Below are 23350 nucleotides of genomic sequence, written 5' to 3' on the forward strand. Positions count from 1 at the left end.
GAGATGCGCCTTGATGTCGAGCAGCCCCAGCTCGAACACCGCGAACAACCCGCACGGACCCGCACCGACGATCACGACGTCGGTCTGGATGGCGTTGTCGTTGGTCATGGCCGCTCCGTCCTGCTCGCCGCCGCCCGGCAGATGCTGGCGGGGTCAAAACCGTCGCTGATTATTGTTAGTATACAAACAAGATAGCGCAAGCGGATTTTGCAGGCGGAGCGGCCTAGTCGAGCCGAGCCAGCAGCGCCAGCAGACGCTCCGCCTCTTCCCGCGACAGGGGCGCGAGCGTCGCCGCCGTGATCGCCTTGGCCTTGTCGATCAGGGCCGGCATCGCCTCCAGCCCCCGGGCGCTGAGCCGCACCCGCACGCGGCGCTGGTCGTCCGGATCGGGCAGGCGCTCGACCAGCCCGCGCTCGGCCAGCCGCGCGATCACGCCCTTGATCGTGGCGGGGTCCATCGCGGTCATGCGGCCCAGGAGATTCTGCGAAATCTCTTCGCCGCCCGCGAGTTTCGACATGGCCGCAAATTGCGTCGGCGTCGGCCCGTCATCGCCCATGATCCGCTGGAAGATCGCGATGTGGCGCTGCTGGGCCCGGCGCATCAGAAACCCGACCTGCTCGTCGAGGCGGTAGGCCGGCAGGGGCGCCGCCGCGGGCTTGCGCGGCCGCGAGGCCGGTTTCGCTATCCGCTCGGCCGCCCGCTCCTCGCTGCTCCCGCCCATTCTCCGCACTGCCCTCACGCCGCTCTCATCAGCTCTTGCCAGCGCTGAAAACGCTGTCCATGATTGTTATTACACATTCAATCGGCGCCTGTCTCGATCTTCGATCCGGCGGCGCCTTCCGGCGGAGATGACGATGGCTCATGATGTCGCGGCGGGCCCGGCCAAGGGGAAGCTCGTCATCCGCAATCTCGGCCTGATCCTTTCGGGAGAGCTGGAGCGCCCGCTGCTCGACGGCGACGCGATCATCGTGGTCGATGGGCGCATCCAGGCGATCGGCCGCGCGGCCGAGCTCGACCTCGCCGGCGCGGATCTGGAGATTGACGCGAAGGGCTCCGCCGTCTCGCCCGGGCTGATCGATTCTCATTGCCATCCTGTCTTCGGCGACTGGACGCCGCGGCAGAACCAGCTCGGCTGGATCGAGATGGGCGTGAATGGCGGGGTCACCACGCTGGTCTCGGCAGGGGAGGTGCATCTGCCGGGCCGGCCGAAGGACGCCCTCGGCGTCAAGGCGCTCGCCATCACGGCGCAGCGCTGCTTCCAGAATTTTCGCCCGGCCGGCGCCAAGGTCATCGCCGGCGCGCCGGTGCCGGAGCTGGATTTCGGCCGCGAGGTCTATGCCGACATCAAGGCCTCCGGCATCCGCCATATCGGCGAGATCGGCCTCGGCACGGTGGCCAAGGGCCGGGACGCCAGACGCGTCACCGATTGGTGCCGCGAACTGGGGCTCGAGAGCATCATGCACACCGGCGGCCCCTCCATCGCCGGCTCGCATTTCGTCGACAAGGACGATGTGCTGGAGGCGCAGCCCGACGTCGTCAGCCACATCAATGGCGGCCCGACCTCGATCGCCCATGCCGATGTCCGCGCGCTCTGCGAGAAGGCGACTGGCGCGCTCGAAGTCGTCCATAACGGCAATGAGCGTTCGGCGCTGGTGGCGCTGGAGGCGGCGCAGGAGGCGGGGCGACTGGCCGATCTGCTGATCGGCACCGATGCGCCGGCCGGATCGGGCGTGCAGCCCAATGGCGTGCTGCGCATGATCACGCTGCTTTCCAGCCTCGGCGGGCTGAAGGCCGAGCTCGCCTTCTGCCTGGCGACCGGCAACATCGCCCGCCGGCGCAGCCTCGATGCGGGGCTGATCAAGGCAGGTATGCCGGCCGATTTCGTCTTCCTCGACAAGCCGCAGCATTCCTCGGGCCGGGATCTGCTGGAGGCCGTGTCCTTCGGCGATATTCCCGGCATCGGCATGGTCATGATCGACGGCATCGTCCGCACCGGGCGCTCGCGCTCCACCCCGCCTTCGCACAGCGCGCCCGTCGTGCTCGGCCATTGAGGAGCGCGGGGCCGATGAGCACGCTGATCGACATCCGCCGCATCCAGACCAGCGTGGAAGAGATCTTCCACGAGTTCGGACCGCTTCCGGGACGGACCGAGCGCATCGCCTCGGTCTGCGCCGTGCTCACCAACCCCTATGCCGGCCGCTATGAGCCCGACATCATGCCGATGATGGAGGCGCTGAAGCCGGCCGGGCTGGAGATGGCGACGCGCTGCCTGCAGGCGCTCGGCGGCGATCCCGCCAGCGTCGAGGGCTATGGCAAGGGCGCCATCGTGGGCGCGGCCGGCGAACTCGAACATGGCGCTCTCTGGCACGTGCCCGGCGGCTATGCGATGCGCGAGATCCTCGGCAATGCCAAGGCGATCGTGCCCTCGACCAAGAAGGTGGCGGGGCCGGGGGCGCGCATCGACATCCCCGTGACCCATATCAACGCAGCTTATGTCCGCAGCCATTTCGGCGCGGTCGAGATCGGGGTGCCGGGCTCGCCTCAGGCCGACGAGATGGTGCTGATCCTGGTGATGACCACCGGCGCCCGCATCCATGAGCGGGTCGGCGGGCTGCGTGCCGACCAGATCAGCGTCTGGGACGGGCAGCGGTGAAGCTCTTGCCCTGCGCCCCCTCCCGCCCGGGCCCCGCCAGCGGCGCATCCACGCTCACGGCCCTCATCGCGAGCAGACCGCGGCACCCGATGCGTTTCACCGGTCGAACGGCCGACACATCACCCCTGCCCCTCTCCTCGCCGGAGAGGGGTTCCCCGCGCTTTCCTGCCCGCGTCGGAGCCACGCCATGACTGCCGAGATCCGCAAGATCCTGACGCAAGTCGATGAAACCCTTGTCGAATCCGGCAAGGCCGTGACACCGCCGACACGCCGCGCCGTTGCGGTGGCCGTGATCGCCAACCCCTTCGCCGGGCGTTATCAGGAGGATCTGTCGGCGCTGACCGAGATCGGCGTCGAGCTCGGCGATCTCCTGACGAAACGTTGCCTGGCGGCGCTCGGCATCGCTCCGGACCAGGCGGAAAGCTTCGGCAAGGCCGCCATCGTCGGCGAGGGCGGCGAGCTCGAACATGCCGCCGCCATCCTGCATCCCAAAATGGGCACGCCGGTCCGCGCGGCGCTGGGCAAGGGCCCGGCGCTGATCCCCTCGGCCAAGAAGCGCGGCGGGCTCGGCACGCCGATCGACGTGCCGCTCGGCCATAAGGACGCGGCCTATGTCCGCTCGCATTTCGATGCGGTGGAGGTGCGGGTGACCGACGCGCCGCGCGCCGGGGAAATCCTGGTCGCCATCGCCGTGACCGATTCGGGCCGCCCGCTGCCGCGCATCGGCGGCCTGACCAAGCACGAGATCAAGGGCGAGGACGGGCTGCGCTGAGGCCGCCCGTCATCGGTCGACGTGGGCCGGTTCAGCCGCCGAGCGACATGGTCAGCGGCGGCATCACCTCCGGCGGCAGCGGCGAGACATAGCCGTCCTTGCCGATCCGTGCGCGGTGATCGGCCTTCGCCGCCTCCATCAGCGCGGGGTCGGAGAGCACGGCCGCGCCCGTGGCGGCCATCGCCTTGGCGACATGCACCATCGCCTTGTGTGCCGCCGGCTGCTTGCCCTGCGAGACCACCTGCCAGGTGTGGAACGGCGTGCCGATCGCCACCGTCGGCGCATGCGCCTGCACCGTCGGCACCGCCCAGGAGACGTCGCCGACATCGGTCGAGCCGATGGCCGGGTTGCGCTTGGCATCGAGCGGCACCAGAAAATCCGCCAGCGGCGCGCCGCTATCCGGCATGCCGATGGTGCGCCAGATCGAGGCGATCTCCTGCGGCGACAGCGTCTTGCGGATCTCCTCGGCGAAGGCCTTGTCGGCCTCGTCGAAATGCGGCGGGCCGAGCTCCGCCATGACGGCGTGCAGCGCCTGCTCCAGCGGCTCGTTGGCGACGAGATCGGAGACCGCGCTGACGATGCGCATCTCCATCTTCGTCTCGGTCATCAGCGCCGCGCCTTCCGCGATCTTGCGGACGCGCTGCACCAGTTCCAGCATGCCGCGCAGATCGCGGGCGCGGATCGAATAGCGCACGCGGGCATGGGCTTGGACGACATTGGGGGCGATGCCGCCGGTATCGAGCAGCGCATAATGCACGCGCGCATCGCTGGGCATGTGCTCGCGCATGTAATTGACGCCGACATTCATCAGCTCGACCGCATCGAGCGCGCTGCGCCCGAGATGCGGCGAGGCGGCGGCATGGGCGGCGCGGCCGGTGAAGACGAAATCGGCGCGAGTATTGGCGAGCGCCAGCGCCGGCGCGACCTCCCAGAAGCTGGACGGATGCCAGGTGATGGCGACGTCGGCATCGGAGAAGGCGCCTTCCCGGACCATGAAGGCCTTGGCGGCGCCGCCTTCTTCCGCCGGGCAGCCATAATAGCGGACGCGGCCGGCGATGCCGTTCTCGGCCAGCCAGTTCTTCATCGCCACAGCCGCGAGCAAGGCGGCCGAGCCGAGCAGATTATGCCCGCAGCCATGACCGTGGCCGCCGGCCTCGATCTCGCGATGCTCGGCGATCCCGGCCTCCTGGCTGAGGCCGGGCAGGGCGTCGTATTCGCCGAGGAACGCGATGACCGGCCCGCCTTCTCCCGCCTCGCCCATCACCGCCGTCGGGATGCCCGCCAGGTTCTCGGTGACGCGGAAACCCTGATGCTTCAGCTCCGCGACATGCTCGGCGCAGGAGCGCGCCTCGGTGTAGCAGACCTCCGGCATGCCCCAGACCCTGTCGCTGAGCGCGATCAGCCGGTCCTTGCTCGCATCGACGTGGCGCCAGAGATCGTTTCGATTGTCCATAGTCGGTCCGCCTTGGTTTGAGGCGGGCATATGACCAATCCATGCCCCGGGCGTCCAGTTGCCAGGCGCATGGCGGATCAGCGATGGAGCCGGCTGGACCCCGGCGCCGCGCCGCATCGTGTCTCGTGCCGATCGAGCCCGACGGATGAGCCTTGACCTTGCCATGATGGCAATGTCCAGACTGGGTGAAACCCCAGGAGTCCAGCATGTCCCAGGCCAGTCAGATCACGCTCCGCGTTCCCGACATGAATTGCGGCCATTGCGCCGGCACCATCACCCAGGCGGTGGAGAACGGCGTGCCCGGCGCCCGCGTCGTGGCCGATCCGGCGACCAAGCTCGTCTCGGTCGACGGGGCGAGCGATGCCGGTGCGGTCAAGGCGCTGATCAAGGCCGCGGGCTATACGCCCGGCGACGCCTGAGCCTCGCCCGGCGCGTCCTGGATCGCGGCCTCCTCCAGCGCCCGCAGATGCAGGCCGGCGGCGCTGGCGATGCGGGCCTCGATCGCCCGGTAATGCGCGACGACCTCGCGGCCCAGCGGCGTGAGCGCGGCGCCGCCCCCCTTCGCGCCACCGCTCGCGGCCTCGACCAGAGGCTGGCGAAACATGCCGTTGAGACTGTCGATCAGCAGCCAGGCCCGGCGATAGGACATGCCCATCGCCCGGCCGGCCGCCGAGATCGAGCCCGTATCCTCGATCGCCTCGAGCAGGTCGATCTTGCCGGGGCCGAGCCGCCCCGCCGGATGGATGTCGATCCTGAGGCTCAGCCGCGTCCGCGGCCTGCCAGGCTCGGGTTTCGCCATGTCCGCAACTCCCCTGCCGCTCACGGCGCCTCGACCGATACGGATTTGACGATGGCGTGAATCCCGAGGCCGGGGACGAGCCCGAGCTCCGCGACCGATTTCGCCGTCACCCGGCTCAGCAGCGGCGCACCCCCGCAATCGATCCGCAGGGTGACCGCGCCGCGCCCATCGCCTTCGCCGATCTCTGCCACCGTTCCCGCCAGGATGTTGAGGGCGCTGAGGCCCTGCGGCCGGCCGAGGCTCAGCATCACGTCGCGCGCCAAAATGCGCACGCGCAGCCGCGCTCCCTGAGAGCGCGGCGGACCCGGGACCTGCAGCAGCCCGGCCCGGCTGCGCAGCGTCGTCAGCCCATAATGCGGATCATGCGCCAGGACCTCGCCCTCCAGCACCGAGCCGGCCTCGCGCAGCCCGGAGAGCCCGGCGATGTCGAGCCGCGTCATCACCTCGGCGCCCGGCCCCGCCACTACGACGCGGCCTTGCTCCATCACCGCGAGCGTCGTCGCCAGCCGCGCCACCTCGGCGACGGCATGCGAGACATAGATGATCGGGATGTGGAGCTCGTCGCGCAGCCGCTCGATATGCGGCAGGATCTCGGCTTTGCGCGCCTCGTCGAGCGAGGCGAGCGGCTCGTCCATCAGCAGCAGGCGGGGCTTGGCGAGCAGCGCCCGGCCGATCGCGACGCGCTGCTTCTCGCCGCCGGACAGACCCGCCGGCCGCCTCGCCAGGAGATGGCCGATGCCCAGCAGCTCCAGCACCGCATCGAGCTCGGTGGTCGCCGGCGCCAGCCGCGGCGCGAACCAGCGCCCGAACAGAAGATTCTGGCGCACGGTGAGATGCGGAAACAGCCTCGCCTCCTGGAAGACATAGCCGATCCGGCGCCGGTGGCTCGGCAGATCGATGCCGGCCTGCGTGTCCAGCAGAACCTGGCCGTCGACCACCACCCGCCCGTGCTCCGGCCGGATCAGCCCGCCGATGATATTGACGAGGCTGGTCTTGCCCGAGCCGGAGGGGCCGAACAGCGCCGTCAGCCCGCCATCCGAGCCGAACTGCGCCTGCAGGGCGAAGCCGCCGAGCCGGTGCCGGACATCGACCTGCAGCGCCGGGTTCATCCGGCCACGCGCCGGCTGACCCGCCGCGCCAGCGCCTCCGAGGCGAAGAGCGCGGTGACGGAGAGGGCGATCGAGATCAGGGTCAGCCGCATCGCCCCCGCCTCGCCGCCGGGGACCTGGGTGAAGGTGTAGATCGCGGAAGGCAGCGTCTGGGTCTCGCCGGGAATATTCGAGACGAAGGTGATCGTCGCGCCGAATTCGCCCATCGCCTTGGCGAAACACAGGATCATCCCGGCCAGGATGCCGGGCAGGCAGAGCGGCAGCGTCACCACCAGGAAGACCTGGAAGGGGCCGGCGCCGAGCGTGCCGGCCGCATCCTCGAGCTTGCGGTCGACGGCCTCGATCGACAGGCGGATGGCGCGGACCAGCAGCGGAAAACCCATGATCGCGCTGGCCAGCACCGCCCCGGTCCAGCGGAAGGACAGGACCACCCCGAACCATGCCTCCAGCCAGGCGCCGATCGGCCCCTTCCGGCCGAAGGAGAGCAGAAGCAGATAGCCGGTGACGACGGGCGGCAGGATCAGCGGCAGATGCACAGCCGCATCGAGCAGCGACTTGCCCCAGAAGCGGCCGCGCGCCAGCAGCCAGGCGATCGCGATGCCAAAGGGCAGGCTCACGAGCATCGCCGTGCTGGCGACGAGCAGGCTCAGCCGGACCGCGACCCATTCATCCGGGGACAGCCAGCCGCTCACGAAGCGTTGGCGGGCTCGGCCAGCAGGGTGAAGCCCTGCGCGGTGAAGGCGCTCCTGGCCTTGGCGGAGCGGAGAAACCGCAGGAAGGGCAGGGCGTCGGCATGGGCGGAACCGGCCACCGCTGCGACGGGGTAGATGATCGGCGGGTGGCTGTCGCGCGGGAAGCTGGCGATGACCGTGACATTGGGCTCGGCCGCGGCATCGGTGGCGTAGACGATGCCGAGCGGTGCCTCGCCGCGCGCCACCAGCAAAAGCGCCGCCCGGACATTCTCGGCCTGCGCGACGCGATCCTTGACCCTGTCCCAGGCACGCAGCCGCTCCAGCGCCGCCTTCCCGTATTTTCCCGCCGGCACGGCCTCGACATTCGCCATCGCCAGCCGGCCGGAGCCGAGGGCAGGCGAGAGATCGACGCCATCCGCCAGATCCAGCCTGGCCTGCGAGCCCTTCGGCGCGATCAGCACGATCGCATTGCCGAGCAGGTTCAGCCGCGTCTCCTTGCGGATCAGCCCCCTGGTGTCGAGATGATCCATCCAGTCGAGATCGGCGGAGAGAAACAGATCGGCCGGCGCGCCCTGCTCGATCTGGCGGGCGAGGCTGCTGCTGCCGGCATAGGAGATCTTGGGAGGGGGCCTGCCGGTCTCGCGGGCCCAGCGCGTCGCGGCCTCGTCGAGCGCGTTCTTCAGGCTCGCGGCGGCGAAGACCACCAGATCCTTCGATTGCGCCAGCGCCGGCGTGGCGAGGAGGGGCAGCGCCGCGAGAGCGATGATCAGCCGTCGGGACATCCGCATCGCGCGACTCCTAGCCATTGCGTCGTTCCCGTAGGAATATAACGCAACGTCGCCTCTGTCGAGTCTCCGGCGATGCCGCCGGCGGAGTTTCGGTTGCTTCCTGCGGGCAGCGGCCCTCGATCACGGGCGCGTCAGGGGGCGGTCAATCCGGCCGGTGCAGCGTCGCGGCCGGGCGGGAAAAACTCCGGCGGCCGTTCTTGAAACCCATCACCGGTTCGGCCAGCGCCGCCAAGGCCGTCTCGGCGGTCTCGGCATCGAGGACGATCAGGTCGGCCGGCTTGCCCAGCGCGATCCCGTAATCGCTCAGCCGCATCAGCTGCGCCGGGAGCGTCGTAATCATCGATATACAGCGCGCGAAATCCTCCGGACCGACTTGCGCGGCATTGGCGTAGAGATTGGCCATGCGCAGCAGCGAGCCGTCGCCGAAGGGCGTGAAAGGGTTGAGGACGTTGTTGGTGGCGACCGAGCAGACGACCCCGCTCTCCACCAGCCGATGCGCAGGGGCGAGCCCGCGCGGCACGGCATGGCTGGCGTCCCGGCCCATCAGATAGAGATCCGTCGCCGGCAGCACGGTCACCGCCACGCCGGCCTCCCTCAGCCTGGTGGCGACGCGGGCGAGGGCGTCCGGCGCCAGCATCGAGAGCTTCGTGACGTGGCCGATGGTGACGCGCCCCTCATAGCCCTGCGCGATGGTCTGGCGGCAGACCTCGTCGAGATGCATCCAGGCAGGATCGAGGTCGAAATCGAGATGGAAGTCGAGATCGACATCGTAGCGCCGCGCGAGCTCGAACAGGATCGCGATCTGCCGGTGCGGGTCGGTATCGGTATAGGGGCAGCCGCCGAGCAGATCCGCCCCGCGCTCCAGCGCCTCGACCAGCAGCGCCTCGGTGCCGGGATCATTGGTGAGCCCCTCCTGCGGGAAGACGCAGATCGAGAGGTCGAGCCCCCAGGCATAATCGCGCCTGAGCGCCGTCACCGCCTCGAAACCACGCAGGCCGATGCGCGGATCGAGCTCGACATGGGTGCGCATCCGGGTCGTGCCCCGGGCGATGGCGCTATCCAGCACCTGCGCCCCGCGGGCATAGATATCCGCGACGGTGAAATCGCGCTTCATCGCCGAGACGGCGGCGATGGCCTGTTTCAGCCCGCCGCGGGCATGGCCGCAGCGGCCGAGCAGGCAGGCCTTGTCGAGATGGACATGGCTGTCGACGAAGCCCGGCAGCACCGCCCGCCCGCCGAGCATCACCTCCGGCGCATCCGCCGCGAGATCGGGCTCGATGGCGACGAAGCGCCCGGAGCGGACGCCGAGATCCATCGGCCGCGAGGCGCCGGGCAGGCTGGCCTGGCGAAAGATCAGGTCGAGAGGGGCGGATTCGGCCATGGGCGGGTCAGAGGGCCCGGCGCGCCGGGCGGGCGGCCGGCTGGGTCACCTTCCCGGCGGGGCAGGTGTCGCCGAGCGCGGCGGGAAGCGTGGCGGAGGCTATGGTCATCGCGGCCTGGTACCGGTCGGGTTCGGCGGGGATCATGGCCGATGGGCGAGGGGGGAGGATAGGCCCTCGCTGCGGACGGGGCCATGTCGGCGGGTTCTGGTGCGCGGCCATGACGGCCGGGATAAACGGCCCATACCCTCCTGACGCGACTCGCCTTCCGCAGAGTCTCTCTCTATAAAAGAACAAAGAAAGAACATTGGCGTTGGGGCCTTCATGATGTCAGCTGCCCATACCCTGGCCGATCTGCGCCGCAGCCTCGCCGAGGCGGCGTTGCGCAGCGCGCCTGCGGCCAGGGGACGGGTGAGCTTCGGCCCGGCCGGGCTCGACGAGGTGCTGGGGGGCGGGCTGGTCCGGGCCGCGCTGCACGAGGTCTATGCGCCCGGCTCGCCCGATATCGCCGCCGCGACCGGCTTCGCGGTCGGCCTCGCCATTCGCGCGGCGGGGCGGCGGCCGATTCTGTGGGTGCGGCAGGATTATCTCGATTCCGAGACCGGCGCGCTGCATCCGCCGGGCCTGTCGGAGCTGGGGCTCGACCCCGCCCGCGTGCTTCTGGTGCGGGCGCGCGATGCCGAGGGCGTGCTGCGCGCCGGGGCGGAGGCCGCCCGCTGCGGCGCGCTGGGGGCGGCGCTGATCGAGCCCTGGGGCGATCCGCGCCTGTTCGACCTGACGGCGACGCGCCGGCTCGCTCTGGCGGCGGAAGGCTCCGGCGTCGCCACCCTGCTGCTGCGGGCGAGCGCCTCGCAATCGCCCAGCGCGGCGCGGACGCGCTGGCTGGTGCAGGCGCTGCCGTCGCGGGCGCTGGAGGCGAATGCGCCGGGCGATCCGGCTTTCAGAATCAGGCTGCTGCGCCAGCGCGGTGGCCTCAGTGAGTGTGAGTGGCGTGTGGAGTGGAGCCGTGACCGACAATGCTTTGCGGAGAGACCGGGCTTTGCGGAAAGACCCGGATATCCGGAACGACCCGCCTTGCCCGACAAACCCGATCAGACCCGGCACAGCCCCGATGTCGCGCCGCTACCTCGCCCTCTGGTTTCCCTTCCTGCCGACGGACAGGTTGCGGCGGGAGAAGCGGGCCCCCGCCGCCGCGCCGGCTAGCGCGCGCATGGAAGACGGCGGCGGCCCTGCAGGCCAGGCGCCGGCCCCGCCGCCGCCGCTCGTCCTGGTCGAGATGCAGCGCGGGGCGCTGCGGATCACCGCCTGCGACCGGCCGGCGCTGGATCAGGGCCTGGCGCCCGGGCTCACCTTGGCCGATGCGCGCGCCCGCATTCCCGGCCTGGTCTCGGTCGAGGCCGATCCCGAGGCCGACCGGCGCCAGATCGAGCGACTGGCCGCTTTCTGCGACCGCTTCACCCCGCTGGTGGCGCTCGACCCGCCCCATGGGCTGATGCTGGACGTCACCGGCTGCGCCCATCTGTTCGGGGGCGAGGCGGCCCTGATCGCTCTGATCGGCCGGCGCCTGTCGGCGGGCGGCCTCGCCCATCGCGCCTGCATCGCCGGCACGCCGGAGGCGGCCCATGCGCTCGCCCGCTTCACCCAGGGCGGCATCGTGCCTCCGGGCGGGGACGAGGCGGCGACCCGGACCCTGCCCCTGGCGGCGCTGCGCCTGCCGCCGGAGACCGCGCTGGCGCTCTCCCGCGCCGGGCTGAAGACCCTGGCCGATCTGGCGGAGCGGCCGAGCGCCGCGCTCTCCGCCCGTTTCGGGGAGGGGCTGGCGGCGAGGCTGCGGCGCACCCTCGGCCGCGAGGATATCCGCATCACGCCGCTGCGTCCGCCGCCCGATTGCGTGGTGGAGCGGCATTTCGCCGAGCCGCTGCTGGCCATGGAGAGCCTCGAGGCGGTGGTCGTGCGGCTGGTCGAGGAGGCGGCGCGCGTGCTGGAACAGCGCGGCGAGGGCGGGCGCACCTTCGAGTTCAGCATCTTCCGCAGCGACGGGGCGGTGCGCCGCATCAGGGTCGAGACCGGGCGGCCCTCGCGGGATGCGGGAGCGGTGCTGCGCCTCTATCGCGAGCGGCTGGACACCCTGGCCGATCCGCTCGATCCCGGCTTCGGCTTCGATGCGGTGCGCCTCGCCGTTCCCGTCTGCGAGGCTTTAAATACGCATCAGCCCCAGCTCGACGGCCGTGCCGTGGAGGAGGAGGCGGTGGCCGATCTGGTCGACCGGCTGGTGGCCCGCTTCGGCCGCGACCGGGTGCTGCGCTTCATCGGCCAGGACACGCATGATCCCCGGCGCGAGGCCCGGATGATCCCGGCCACTTCGCCGCCCGGTGGGGTGCGATGGCCTGCGCCGCAGCCGCATGATCCGCCGACGCGCCCGCTGCAGCTCTTCGATCCGCCGCAGCCGATCGAGACCCTGGCCGAGGTGCCGGACGGGCCGCCCTTGCGCTTCCGCTGGCGCCGCGTGCTGCACGAGATCGCGCGGGCGGAGGGTCCGGAGCGGATCGCGCCGGAATGGTGGCGCGACGGCCCGGCCGAGCCGGCGCGCGACTATTACCGCATCGAGGATGCGCAGGGGCGCCGGTTCTGGGTGTTCCGCGCCGGGTTCTACGAGGCCGAATCCGCGCCGCCGCGCTGGTACCTGCACGGACTCTTCGCATGAGCTTTTACGCCGAACCTGTTGCAGCCTCTAACTTCTCCTTCCTGCGCGGTGCCTCGCCCGGGCCCGATATGGTGCTGACCGCGCTGCTGCTCGGCCATGCCGGGCTGGGTCTCGCCGACCGCAACACGCTGGCCGGTGTGGTCAGGGCCTATGGTGCGCTGAAGGAGCTGCGCGAGGACGGTTTGCCCGCGCCGGAAAAGCTGCGCGACGGCTCGGGGCCGGGCGAGCATGTCTGGATCGAGCATGAGCGGGTGCGCGACGGCAGCCTCGGTGCCGACGAGGCGCTCCAGGCGCATGTCAAGGCGCGGGCGCGGGCGTTCCGGCTGATCACCGGCAGCCGCCTCGTCTTCAGCGACGGCACGCCCGACATCGTCGCCTATCCCGCCAATCGCGCCGGCTGGGGCCGGCTCTGCCGGCTGCTCAGCCTCGGCAATCTCCGGGCGCAGAAGGGCGAGTGCATCCTGCACCTCGCCGATCTCGTCGGGGACACCCGCGACCTGCTGCTGATCATCATGCCCGACAGGCGGCTGGAGCCGCTGCCGGCGCTGATCGAGACGCTGGCGCAGGCGGCGCCCGGCGCGGTCTGGCTCGGCGCCTGCATGCATCGCAAGGGCGATGATCGGCGCAGGCTCGCGAGGCTCAAGGCGCTGGCCGCCGCGGGCCGCATTCCCCTCATCGCCAGCAATGACGCGCTCTATGATGCGCCGGGCCAACGCGACCTGCAGGACGTGCTGAGCTGCATCCGCGAGGGCGTCACCATCGAGCGTGCCGGCCGCCTGCTCGAGGCCAATGCCGAGCGCCATCTCAAGCCGCCCCAGGAAATGCACAGGCTGTTTCGCGATGCGCCCGAGGCCATCGCCGAAATCGCGCATCTGCTGGCGCGGGTCGAATTCGATCTCGGCCAGCTGCGCTACGAATACCCAGACGAGCCGACGCCGCCGGGCTGGACGCCGCAGGCCTGGCTGGAGGAGCTGGTGCGCCGCCGCGCCCCGATGCGCTACCCCGAGGGCGTGCCCGAAAAGGTCCAGAAACAGCTCGATGCCGAGCTCGTCCTGATCGAGAAGCTCGATTACGCCCGCTATTTCCTGACCATCCGCGACATCGTCGATTTCGCCGAGAGCCGCGGCATCCTCTGCCAGGGCCGGGGCTCGGCCGCCAATTCGGCCGTCTGCTTCGTGCTCGGGATCACCGCGGTCGATCCGGCCGAGAACGATTTGCTCTTCGCCCGCTTCATCTCGGAGGAGCGTCGCGAACCGCCCGATATCGACGTCGATTTCGAGCATGAACGGCGCGAGGAGGTGATCCAGCACATCTATGAGCGCTTCGGGCGCGAGCGCGCCGGCATCGCCGCCACGGTGATCCGCTATCGCCCGCGCAGCGCGATCCGCGACGTCGGCAAGGCGCTGGGGCTGACGGAGGACGTCACGGCCAGGCTCGCCGGCACGCAATGGGGCAGCTGGGGCAGCGACATCGCCGCGACCCATGTCCGGCAGGCCGGGCTCGATCCGGACAACCCGGTGATCGCGCGCGCGGTCGACTTCGCCATCCGGCTGCTCGGCTTTCCCCGCCATCTCTCGCAGCATGTCGGCGGCTTCGTGCTGGCCCGCGGCCGGCTGGACGAGATGGTGCCGATCGGCAATGCGGCGATGGAAAAGCGCACCTTCATCGAATGGGACAAGGACGATATCGACACGCTCGGCCTGATGAAGATCGATGTGCTGGCGCTCGGCATGCTGACCTGCATCCGCAAGGCCTTCGATCTGATGCACAGGCACCGCGGCATCGATTGGGGGCTGGCCGACGTCCCGCGCGACGATCCGGCGACCTACGACATGCTCTGCCGCGGCCATTCGCTCGGCGTCTTCCAGGTCGAGAGCCGGGCGCAGATGAACATGCTGCCGCGCCTCAAGCCGCGCGAATTCTACGATCTCGTCATCCAGGTCGCGATCGTCAGGCCGGGGCCGATCCAGGGCGACATGGTCCATCCCTATCTGCGGCGGCGCGCCGGGCTGGAGGAGGTGAGTTTCCCTTCGCCCGCGCCGCCGCACGATCCCGACGAGCTCTACACCGTGCTCCGCCGCACCTGCGGCGTGCCGCTGTTCCAGGAACAGGCGATGAAGATCGCCATGGTCGCGGCCGAATTCAGCGACCGCGAGGCCAATGGTCTGCGCCGCGCCATGGCGACCTTCCGTAATGTCGGCACCATCGGCAATTTCGAGACGATGATGGTGGAGCGCATGGTGCTGCGCGGCTATGAGCGCGACTTCGCCGCGCGCTGCTTCGAGCAGATCAAGGGCTTCGGCAGCTATGGCTTTCCGGAGAGCCATGCCGCCTCCTTCGCAAAACTGGTCTATGTCTCCTCCTGGCTGAAATGCCACCATCCCGAGATCTTCGCCTGCGCCCTGCTCAACGCCCAGCCCATGGGCTTCTACGCTCCCGCCCAGATCGTCCGCGAGGCGCAGGAGATCGGCCGCGTCCCGGTGCGGCCGATCGACGTGAATGCGAGCGACTGGGACAATACTTTGGACGATTCGGCAGTGGGCAGTCGGCAGTCGGCACTCGAAGCAGACCCGAATGCCGACTGCCCATTGCCGACTGCCCGTCTCCCGTTGCGCCTCGGCTTCCGCCAGATCGACGGGTTCCACGAGGAATGGGGGCGGCGGATCGCGGCCTTGCGTGGCGCCGGCTGGCGCTCGGTCGAGGATCTCGCCTGGAAGGCGCGGCTGCCGGCGCGCGCCATGCGCCTGCTCGCCGATGCCGATGCCTTCCGCTCGATCGGGCTCGATCGGCGCGAGGCGCTCTGGGCCGTGCGCCGGCTGCCCGATGACGAGGCCCTGCCGCTGTTCGCCGCGGCCCAGGCGCAGGAGCTGGGGCAGGAAGCCGACATGGCGCTGCCGGAGATGACGCTGCCCGAGCATGTGGTGGCGGATTACCAGACCCACCGGCTGTCGCTGAAGGGCCACCCCATGGGGATCCTGCGCCCGCTCTTCCGGCGCGAGCGCATTCTGAGCTGCGCCGAGACCGAACTGAAGCCGGACGCGACCTATGCCCGCACCGCCGGCGTGGTGCTGGTGCGCCAGCGTCCCGGCAACGGCAAGGCGATCTTCATCACGATCGAGGACGAGACCGGCATCGTCAACATCGTGCTCTGGGCCAGCCTGTTCGAACGCTATCGCCGCGAGGTGATGGGGGCGCGGCTGTTGCTGATCGAGGGCCGGGTGCAGCGCAGCCCGGAAGGCGTGACGCATCTGATGGCGCAGAAGGTGATCGACCGCACCGGCGATCTGCACCGGCTCTCGGAGACGCATCGCGCCACCATCACCCTGACGCGGGCGGACGAGTTCCTGCACCCGCAGGTCCAGCGCGGCCGCCATCCGCGCGATGTCCGCATCCTGCCGAAATCCCGGGATTTCCAATAGGCCCGCCCGCTCCGGTCATGCGCCCCTCCGGCCGGTGCCCGTTTCCATCCGTGCCGCTGCAGGCTATCAGCAGGACGATCGAAGCGGCGCATCGGCGCCCGAGCGAAAGATGGACACGGCCATGGATCTCGGACTTCACAACAAGCGCGCCCTCGTCCTCGGCGCCAGCCGCGGGCTCGGCGCCGCCATCGCCCGCACCCTCGCCAGCGAAGGCGCGACCGTCATCGCCGCCGCCCGCAACACCGGCGCCATCGCCCAATGGGCGGATGAGTGCCCGGCCGAGGTCAAGGCAAGGATCACGGCCGAAAGCCTGGATCTCGGCGATTTCGCCTCGGTCGAGGCCTTGCTGGCCAAGCTCGCCGGCCAGGGCGGCGTCGACATCCTGATCGGCAATTCCGGCGGCCCGCCGCCATCCGAGGCGCGCGAGGCCAAGCGCCAGGATTGGCTCACGCATTTCGAGGCGATGGCCGCCAATCTCTTCCATGTCGCGCAGGCGCTGCTGCCCGGCATGACCCAGCGCGGCTTCGGCCGGATCATCACCATCACCTCCTCGGGCGTCGAGCAGCCGATCCCGCGGCTGGCGCTGTCGAACGGCATCCGCTCCGCCGTGGTCGGCTGGTCGAAGACCCTGGCGTCGGAAGTCGCCGCGCAGGGCGTCACCGTGAACATCGTGATGCCGGGCCGCATCCATACCGAGCGCGTCAACCAGCTCGACAAGGCCGCGGCCGACCGCACCGGCACCACGGCCGAGGAGGCGGCGAAGGCCTCGCGCGCCACGATTCCCGCCGGCCGCTACGGCACGCCGCAGGAATTCGCCGATGTCGTCGCCTTCCTCGCCAGCGAGCGGGCGAGCTATGTCACCGGCGCCAAGATCCGCATCGACGGCGGCGCGACCCGCAGCATCTGAGGGCGGGGTACCGGGCGGGCGGGGCAAATCGCCCCGCCGGCCCGATGAGGATGAGAGGTCGAAGCGAGGGGGGCGCCCCCGCCTTCAGCTATCCGCGCGCGAGAGGCGGCTGCAGGCGATCGCGATGTCGACCGTCAGCCCCTCGGTCAGCCATTGCTTGGAGAGCTCGCCGCCGAGCTGCTGCACCACGCTGATTTCCGCGAGCCGGCTGCCGAAGCCGACGCGCTCCGGTTCGCCCGGTACGGCCGGACCGCCGCTCTCCGCCCAGCGGATGCGCAGCAGGTCGGCCGCCGGATCGATCGCCAGCGTCAGCGCCACCCGGCCGTCGCCGGTCGACAGGGCCCCGTATTTCGTCGCATTCGTCGCCAGCTCGTGGAAGAGCAGGGCGAGCGGCGTCGCGCCACGGTCGTCGACCGGGCAATCATCGCCGCGCAGCGTCATCCGGCCCTCCGACCAGGCGGGGTAGGGGCTGAACAGCTCCGACAACATGCCCTGGACCGTGGTCGCGCCCAGCACCGGCCGCGATTCGTCGCTATGGGGGCGCACGAATTCATGCGCCCGGCCGAGCGCCGCCACCCGGTCGCGGAGCTGCGACGCAAACGCCTTCGCCTCGGGGAATTGCCGCGCGGACAGCGCGATCAGCCCCGACACGACGGCAAAAATGTTCTTGATGCGGTGGCTCAGCTCGCGGCTGAGCAGCGTGTTGAGCTCGGCGGTGCGCTTGGCCTCGTGGATATCGGTGCAGGTGCCGATCCAGCGGATGATCCGGCCGGCCTCGTCGCGCACCGGCAAGGCTCGCCCGAGCGTCCAGCGATACTCGCCGCTGTGATGGCGCAACCTGTACTCGATCTCGTAGGGTTCGCCGGTTTCCAGGCTCTCGCGCCAGCGCTGCCAGGCCAGCTCCTGGTCCTCGGGATGGAACATGCCGTTCCAGCCCTCGCCATCGGTGGAGCCCGGCGGCATGCCGGTGAATTCGTACCAGCGCGCATTGTAGTAATCGTGGAAGCCGTCCGGCAAAGTCGACCAGACCATCTGCGGCATCGCATCGGTCAGCGTCTCGAATTTCGCCTCGGTCGCCGACAGCGCCTGTTCGAGCGGAAGGCTGGGATCTCGTCTCAGTAGCACGCGGTGATGTCCGTGGAAGTCTGGAACCGGGGGGTGTTGGCAGAAACCCGGATCATCTGGAATGTCTTATGACATGTGTACTGCGTCATGGTCACGCTGTCATGGCGGGAGCCGGATCGTGCGGGGGCCTGACACTATCGGTCCCGCGCCAGGAGCTTGACGGTCGTCAGGAAAAGCGGCCCGGCCTCGTCGCGCACGGTGATCGCGAGCTCCTCCCGCACCGAGGCGACATCGCGGTCCCGGAGCATGTCCGGCAGGGCCGCGAGCGCCGCGCGCAGCGCCGCCTCGCTGTCTTCGAGATCCAGCCCGTCCTCGTCGGGAGCGGCGGCCTGGTCGCCGGTGTCGAAATAATAGCGCGTCATGATCAGATAAGCCGCACCGCGCCATCCGGTTCCCATCATGGGAGGCGCGCGAGCGCGAGCGAACGGCGAAGCGCGCTTGATCTCGGCCAATGCAGCCGCGCGAGTCCGGTCTTATGCCTCGTCTCGAGCTGCGGGCGAAACCGCGGCCGCCATGGAGGAGGAGAGACGATGACGCAGATGGACGCAGCCCCGCAGCCGGCCCCGCGCCGGCTTGATCCGCAGATCGGCCGGATCGGCGTCGCCGATGTCGTCGAGGCCTTCGCCGCCGGGCTGCGGGACTTCCAGGCGGCGCCGCTCTACGGCCTTTTCTTCGGCGGGATCTACGCGCTGGGCGGCCTGTTCATCCTGATGTCGGTGACGCGGCTGGGCATGCCCTATCTCGCCTATCCCCTGGCGGCGGGCTTCGTCCTGATCGGCCCCTTCGTCGCGGTCGGGCTCTATGAGGTGTCGCGCCGTCGGGAACGGCAGGAGGCGCTGCGCTGGAGCGGGATCCTCGGCGTCGTCCTGGCGCAGGGCCGCCGCGAATTGAGCTGGATGGCCTTCGTCGCGCTCTTCTTGATGATGATCTGGCTGTATCAGGTGCGGCTGCTGCTCGCGCTCTTCCTCGGCTTCCAGTCCTTCGCGAGTTTCGGCGGCTTCCTGACCGTGCTCGCGACGACGCCGGAAGGGCTGATGTTCCTCGCCGTCGGCAATCTCGTCGGCGCGGTGCTGGCGACCGTGCTGTTCTCGCTGACGGTGGTCTCCTTTCCGCTGCTGCTCGATCGCGAGGTCGATTTCATCACCGCGATGATCACCAGCGTCCGCGCCGTGGCGCTGAACCCCGTGCCGATGCTGGGTTTCGCCGCCGCCATCGTCGCGCTGTCGGTGGTGGCGATGCTGCCCGCCTTCCTCGGCCTCGTGGTGATCCTGCCGGTGCTCGGCCATGCCACCTGGCATCTCTACCGCCGGGTCGTGCTGCCGCCCGCACCCTGCTGACGCGTCCTGTCCGCCCGCCATGAAGAGTACGCCAGCGAAATCGTGAGGCGGCGCAGATGCACTGTGCTGCCACAATGCCTGGAGCGGGTCGGCGGCGGGATCATTCCGCAGTGACCGGCGTTGGGCAGGGCAGCGCCAGCAGGCGCGGGCGAATCGAGGGAGGCGGGGATGCGCGAGGCGGGCATGGTGAGCGGGCGCAAGAGCCTGGGCGGTCTGGTTCTGGCGGGGGCGCTGGCGCTGTTCGCGGCTCCGTCTCAAGCCTGCGAGCTGGATCGGCCGCTGAAGATCGCCGGGCTGGATTACGATTCCGCCGCTTTCCACGCCGCCGTGGCCACGGCCATCGTCGAGCGCGGCTATGGCTGCAAGGTCGAGCGCGTGCCGGGTGCGATCGCGCCGCTGGTGAACGGGCTGGCTCGCGGCGATGTCGACATCGTCATGGAGATCTGGATGGCCAATCCCGTCGAGGCCTGGAGCAAGGCGGCGGAGGCCGGCCGGGTGACGCCGCTCGGCACCACCTTCCCGGACGCCAATGAGGGCTGGTACGTGCCGCGCTATCTGGTGGAGGGGCCCGACGCCAAGGCGCCCGACCTCAAATCCGTATCCGACCTCAAGCGCTACAAGGCGCTGTTCACCGATCCGGAGGAGCCGGCCAAGGGCCGTTTCTACAATTGCGTCGCCGGCTGGGTCTGCGAAGGCGTCAACACCAAGAAGCTCGCGGCCTATGGGCTCGACAACGACTTCACCAACACCCGCGGCGGCTCCGGCGAGGCGACGGTCGCGGTGATCGAGGCGGCGCTGAAGCGCAAGCGCCCGGTGCTGTTCTATTATTGGAGCCCGAGCTGGCTGGTCGGCGCCTATGACCTCGTCAAGCTGGAGGAGCCGGCCTTCGACCAGGCGGTCTGGGACCAGCTGAAGACGACGGACCGGCCGAGCCGCGCCACCGCCTATCCCGTCAGCAAGGTGGTGATCGGCGCCCATGTCGATTTCCCGAAACAGGCGCCGCAGCTCGCGACCTTCTTCCGGCAATACGGGATGAGCAGCGCCACCACCTCGCAGATGCTGGCCCAGGCGCGTGAGAAGGGCATCGCGCCGGAGCAGCAGGCGCTGGTCTTCCTCAAGAGCCAGCCCGATGCCTGGAAGGCCTGGGTGCCGGCCGAGATCGCCGGCAAGGTGACTGCGGGCCTGTGACGCCGGCGCTCCTGCCCGATCTCGGCAAGGCGCTGCAAGGCGCGGTCAATCGCGCCGTCGATGCCGTCGTCATCGGGCTGGGCGAGGATCTCGACGGGCTGGCGCGGGTGCTGACCGCGCCGGTCAGGCTGGTCGAGACCCTGCTCCAGCCGCTCACTCCGGAGCTCGCCGTCCTGCTGGTCTTCGGGCTCGGCTATCTCGCGCGGCGAAGCCTTCGCTTTGCCGCGGCGATGGCGGCGCTCGTCGCCGGGCTTGGGCTGCTCGGCGTCTGGGCGGCGGCGATGCAGACGCTCGCGCTGATCATCGTCTCGGTTCTGTTCATCGTCGGCCTCGGCCTGCCGCTCGGCATTCTGGCGGCGCGGCTGCCGCGGCTCTCGCGGCTGCTCACCCCGGTCTACGACCTGATGCAGACCATTCCGAGCTTCGTCTACCTCATTCCGGTAGCGATGATCCTGGGGCTCGGCCGCGCGCCGGCCCTGGTCGCGACGCTGATCTATGCGCTGCCGCCCTTCGCCAGGCTGACCGAACTCGGCCTGCGCGAGATCGACCGCGGCGCGGTCGAGGCGGCCCGGGCGCTGGGGCTCAACCGCCGCCAGACGCTGCTGCTGATCGAGCTGCCTTTGGCGCGCCCGGCCATTCTGCAGGGGCTGAACCAGTCGATCATGATGGCTCTGGCCATGGTGGTGGTCGCCTCGATGATCGGCGCCAAGGGCCTCGGCGAGACGGTGCTGCTCGGCCTGCAGCGGGCCGATGCCGGGCTCGGCTTCGTCGGCGGCCTCGCCATCGTCCTGCTCGCGGTGCTGCTCGACCGGCTGACGCAGGCGCTGCTGCGCGGGCAGGGACCGCGCCGCGGCCAGGGTGCGGGCTGACGAATCAGCGGGGGAAAACTCGCTGTTTCCGACTTGAACAAACAGGGAACATCATTGATAGTGGCGGTGCGGGCCGGTAGGGTCCGCCTCCGGTCGAGATCCCTGAGGCCGGGTGTCAGTGCGCAGGAAATGGAGCCTCTCATGGCTGGTAGCGTCAACAAGGTCATTCTCGTCGGCAATCTCGGGCGCGATCCCGAGGTGCGGCGCCTCGGCAGCGGCGAGCCTGTCGTCAATCTGCGCATCGCGACCTCCGAGACCTGGCGCGACAAGCAGTCGGGCGAGAAGAAGGAGCGCACCGAATGGCACTCCGTGGTGATCTTCAACGAGAACCTCGCCAAGGTCGCCGAGCAATATCTGCGCAAGGGCTCGAAGGTCTATATCGAGGGCCAGCTCCAGACCCGGAAATGGCAGGACCAGTCGGGCGTCGAGAAATACACGACCGAGATCGTGCTGCAGCGCTTCCGCGGCGAGCTCACCATCCTCGACAGCCGCCAGCAGGGCGGAGGTGACGAATACGGCGAGAGCGGCGGCGCGATGGAGGATCGCTCCGGCGGTGGCGGCGGCTCCTTCGGCCGGTCCGGCCCGATGGGCGGCGGCGGGGGCGGGGGCTCGCGCCAGCCGGCCATGTCCGGCGGCGGCGGTCGCTCGAGCGCGACCCATCTCGACGACGACATCCCCTTCTAGGGCGATCGCAGCCACAGCCCGGCGTCGCCGTTGCTACGGCGCGAAGTCGTTCCGCCGTCCCGGCTCCTCGCGCCGCGGCTCGGACCAGGGCAGGCGGGGCGGGTGACGCCTCGCCTCGCTCGCGTTGGCGATGCGCCGCCGCGTCGGTAGCCCGATCTCAGCCATGCGCAGGCCAGGGGCCCCGCATGCCGGAGCCGGCTTGTTCCGGGCCGGCTTCCCGCCGACACTGCCGCCCATGAACGCTCAAGACACACCCGATCTCGCCGCTCTCTCCGCCTGGCTCGCCACGGAGAGCCCGACCCATCATCCGGACGGCGTCAACCGCATGATGGACCTCGTCGCGGAGGAGGTCGCGGCGCTGCCCATCGCCGTCGAGCGCATTCCCGGGCGCGACGGGCTGGGCGACAGCCTGATCCTGCGGGCCGGCCCGGCCAATGGAGCCAGCGGCGCGGCGGTGATGTCGCATCTCGACACGGTTCATCCGGTCGGCACCGCGGCCAGGGATCTGCCCGTGCGGATCGAGGGCGACAGGCTCTACGGCCCCGGTGTCTACGACATGAAGGGCGGCGCCTGGCTAGCTCTGCAGGCCTTCAAGCAGGTCGCGGCCGCAGGCACAGCCCGGCGCCCGATCAGCTTCCTGTTCACGCCAGACGAGGAAATCGGATCGCCGACGACCCGCGCGCTGATCGAGACGATCGGCCGGGAATCCATGGCCGTGCTGATCACCGAACCGGCGCGCGAGGGCGGCAAGATCGTCACCGCGCGCAAGGGCGTCGGCCGGTTCGATGTCCGTTTCGAAGGCCGCCCCGCCCATTCCGGCGCGCGCCATGCCGATGGCCGCAGCGCGATCCGCGAGGCGGCCCACCAGATCCTCGCGGTCGAGGCGATGACCGATTACGACCGCGGCATCACCACCTCGGTGGCCCTGGTCGGCGGCGGCACCGCCGCCAACGTCATTCCGCAGCATGCCTGGTTCAGCATCGACCTGCGGGTCACCACCGCCGCCGACGGCGTCGCGATGGAGCAGCGCATCCATGGGCTGAAGGCGCATGATCCGGATGTGCGGATCTCCGTCACCGGCGGCATGAACCGGCCGCCCTATGAGAAGACGGCGGAGGTCGCCGCGCTCTACGAGATTGCGCGCGGCGTCGCCGCCGGCATCGGCCTCGATCTCCAGGATTGCGCGATGACGGGCGGCGGCTCCGACGGCAATTTCACCGCCGCGCTCGGCATTCCGACGCTGGACGGGCTGGGCATCGACGGGGCCGGGGCGCATACGCTTGAGGAGCATGCGCTGATCTCGTCGATCCTGCCGCGCCAGGCCCTGATGAGAGGTCTTCTGGAGACGCTGTGAGCGGCTCCTCGTCGGCAGGCGCTGCGAGCGACGTCGCCCGCGCCGGCCTCCGGCCTCCGGCCCGCCTGAACGCGGACCGTCACCGCACCGACCCTCTCCGACGCGGAGAGGGTCTTGC

The 23350-nt window shown here is 70.1% G+C and carries 22 protein-coding genes; 13 read left to right on the forward strand and 9 right to left on the reverse strand.

Annotation, left to right across the window (positions count from 1 at the left end; translation table 11 throughout):
- Window positions 1-223: 223 nt before the first annotated feature.
- The gene (locus tag ASG72_RS14475; protein ID WP_056713380.1) at window positions 224-721 is read right to left on the reverse strand and encodes a MarR family transcriptional regulator; all 498 of its coding nucleotides are present in this window, start codon (window positions 719-721) and stop codon (window positions 224-226) included.
- Window positions 722-854: 133 nt separating this feature from the next.
- Here ASG72_RS14475 and ASG72_RS14480 point away from each other — a divergent pair, with 133 nt between their 5' ends.
- The 3 genes from ASG72_RS14480 to ASG72_RS14490 all read left to right on the forward strand — a co-directional run bounded on the left by ASG72_RS14480 (window position 855) and on the right by ASG72_RS14490 (window position 3425).
- Window positions 855-2051, forward strand: a complete 1197-nt coding sequence (locus ASG72_RS14480; protein ID WP_056714736.1) for an amidohydrolase family protein — start codon at window positions 855-857, stop codon at window positions 2049-2051.
- 14 nt (window positions 2052-2065) lie between these two features.
- Window positions 2066-2653 (forward strand): amino acid synthesis family protein, encoded by a 588-nt coding sequence (locus ASG72_RS14485; RefSeq protein WP_200939945.1) that lies wholly within the window; start codon window positions 2066-2068, stop codon window positions 2651-2653.
- 187 nt (window positions 2654-2840) lie between these two features.
- On the forward strand, window positions 2841-3425 hold the full coding sequence (locus ASG72_RS14490; protein WP_056713382.1) for an amino acid synthesis family protein: 585 nt from the start codon (window positions 2841-2843) through the stop codon (window positions 3423-3425).
- Window positions 3426-3456: 31 nt separating this feature from the next.
- On the opposite strand, the gene ASG72_RS14495 is transcribed toward ASG72_RS14490, so the two are convergent.
- Entirely contained in the window at window positions 3457-4878 is a 1422-nt protein-coding gene (locus tag ASG72_RS14495) for a M20 family metallopeptidase (protein ID WP_056713384.1), read from the reverse strand.
- A 206-nt stretch (window positions 4879-5084) separates the two neighbouring features.
- Between ASG72_RS14495 and ASG72_RS14500 the strand changes: the two genes are divergently transcribed.
- A complete protein-coding gene (locus ASG72_RS14500; protein ID WP_056713386.1) occupies window positions 5085-5297 on the forward strand; it encodes a heavy-metal-associated domain-containing protein in 213 nt (70 codons plus the stop codon).
- Here ASG72_RS14500 and ASG72_RS14505 read toward each other — a convergent pair.
- The 5 genes from ASG72_RS14505 to ASG72_RS14525 form a co-directional block, all read right to left on the reverse strand.
- Entirely contained in the window at window positions 5276-5677 is a 402-nt protein-coding gene (locus tag ASG72_RS14505; protein WP_056713388.1) for a LysR family transcriptional regulator, read from the reverse strand. The two genes, ASG72_RS14500 and ASG72_RS14505, sit on opposite strands and share 22 nt — an antisense overlap.
- Window positions 5678-5697: 20 nt before the next feature.
- Window positions 5698-6786 (reverse strand): molybdenum ABC transporter ATP-binding protein, encoded by a 1089-nt coding sequence (modC, locus tag ASG72_RS14510; protein WP_056713391.1) that lies wholly within the window; start codon window positions 6784-6786, stop codon window positions 5698-5700.
- Window positions 6783-7478, reverse strand: coding sequence for a molybdate ABC transporter permease subunit (gene modB / locus ASG72_RS14515; RefSeq protein WP_056713393.1), 696 nt, complete (start codon window positions 7476-7478; stop codon window positions 6783-6785). Before modB ends, modC begins: the two co-directional genes overlap by 4 nt.
- Window positions 7475-8266: a molybdate ABC transporter substrate-binding protein gene (gene modA, locus ASG72_RS14520; RefSeq protein WP_244488809.1), complete on the reverse strand. Its 792-nt coding sequence runs from the start codon at window positions 8264-8266 to the stop codon at window positions 7475-7477. Before modA ends, modB begins: the two co-directional genes overlap by 4 nt.
- 142 nt (window positions 8267-8408) lie before the next feature.
- Entirely contained in the window at window positions 8409-9647 is a 1239-nt protein-coding gene (locus ASG72_RS14525) for an amidohydrolase family protein (protein ID WP_056713396.1), read from the reverse strand.
- 322 nt (window positions 9648-9969) lie between these two features.
- On the opposite strand from ASG72_RS14525, the gene ASG72_RS14530 reads away from it, so the two are divergent.
- The 4 genes from ASG72_RS14530 (at window position 9970) to ASG72_RS14545 (ending at window position 16675) form a co-directional block, all read left to right on the forward strand.
- Window positions 9970-10848 (forward strand): hypothetical protein, encoded by an 879-nt coding sequence (locus tag ASG72_RS14530; RefSeq protein WP_056713398.1) that lies wholly within the window; start codon window positions 9970-9972, stop codon window positions 10846-10848.
- Window positions 10757-12349, forward strand: a complete 1593-nt coding sequence (locus ASG72_RS14535; protein WP_200939946.1) for a DNA polymerase Y family protein — start codon at window positions 10757-10759, stop codon at window positions 12347-12349. The genes ASG72_RS14530 and ASG72_RS14535 overlap by 92 nt, the downstream gene beginning before the upstream one ends.
- Window positions 12346-15768 (forward strand): error-prone DNA polymerase, encoded by a 3423-nt coding sequence (locus ASG72_RS14540; RefSeq protein ID WP_056713400.1) that lies wholly within the window; start codon window positions 12346-12348, stop codon window positions 15766-15768. Before ASG72_RS14535 ends, ASG72_RS14540 begins: the two co-directional genes overlap by 4 nt.
- A 121-nt stretch (window positions 15769-15889) precedes the next feature.
- On the forward strand, window positions 15890-16675 hold the full coding sequence (locus tag ASG72_RS14545; protein WP_056714746.1) for an SDR family oxidoreductase: 786 nt from the start codon (window positions 15890-15892) through the stop codon (window positions 16673-16675).
- Between the two features lie 84 nt (window positions 16676-16759).
- On the opposite strand, the gene ASG72_RS14550 is transcribed toward ASG72_RS14545, so the two are convergent.
- Together ASG72_RS14550 and ASG72_RS14555 are read right to left on the reverse strand one after the other, a co-directional pair.
- On the reverse strand, window positions 16760-17800 hold the full coding sequence (locus tag ASG72_RS14550; protein WP_056713402.1) for a PAS domain-containing protein: 1041 nt from the start codon (window positions 17798-17800) through the stop codon (window positions 16760-16762).
- A 134-nt stretch (window positions 17801-17934) separates the two neighbouring features.
- Window positions 17935-18201, reverse strand: coding sequence for a hypothetical protein (locus tag ASG72_RS14555; RefSeq protein WP_056713405.1), 267 nt, complete (start codon window positions 18199-18201; stop codon window positions 17935-17937).
- A 129-nt stretch (window positions 18202-18330) separates the two neighbouring features.
- Between ASG72_RS14555 and ASG72_RS14560 the strand changes: the two genes are divergently transcribed.
- The 5 genes from ASG72_RS14560 (at window position 18331) to ASG72_RS14580 (ending at window position 23232) form a co-directional block, all read left to right on the forward strand.
- On the forward strand, window positions 18331-19137 hold the full coding sequence (locus ASG72_RS14560) for a DUF2189 domain-containing protein (protein ID WP_082540356.1): 807 nt from the start codon (window positions 18331-18333) through the stop codon (window positions 19135-19137).
- A 168-nt stretch (window positions 19138-19305) separates the two neighbouring features.
- Window positions 19306-20325: an ABC transporter substrate-binding protein gene (locus ASG72_RS14565; protein WP_244488810.1), complete on the forward strand. Its 1020-nt coding sequence runs from the start codon at window positions 19306-19308 to the stop codon at window positions 20323-20325.
- Entirely contained in the window at window positions 20322-21194 is an 873-nt protein-coding gene (locus ASG72_RS14570) for an ABC transporter permease subunit (protein WP_056713407.1), read from the forward strand. The genes ASG72_RS14565 and ASG72_RS14570 overlap by 4 nt, the downstream gene beginning before the upstream one ends.
- 141 nt (window positions 21195-21335) lie before the next feature.
- On the forward strand, window positions 21336-21878 hold the full coding sequence (gene ssb / locus ASG72_RS14575; RefSeq protein WP_056714756.1) for a single-stranded DNA-binding protein: 543 nt from the start codon (window positions 21336-21338) through the stop codon (window positions 21876-21878).
- A 235-nt stretch (window positions 21879-22113) separates the two neighbouring features.
- Complete coding sequence (locus tag ASG72_RS14580) at window positions 22114-23232, forward strand: M20 family metallopeptidase (protein WP_156395975.1); 1119 nt, start codon at window positions 22114-22116, stop codon at window positions 23230-23232.
- Window positions 23233-23350 lie beyond the last annotated feature (118 nt).

It is taken from the genome of Allobosea sp. Leaf344, assembly GCF_001426225.1.
GTDB lineage: Bacteria > Pseudomonadota > Alphaproteobacteria > Rhizobiales > Beijerinckiaceae > Allobosea.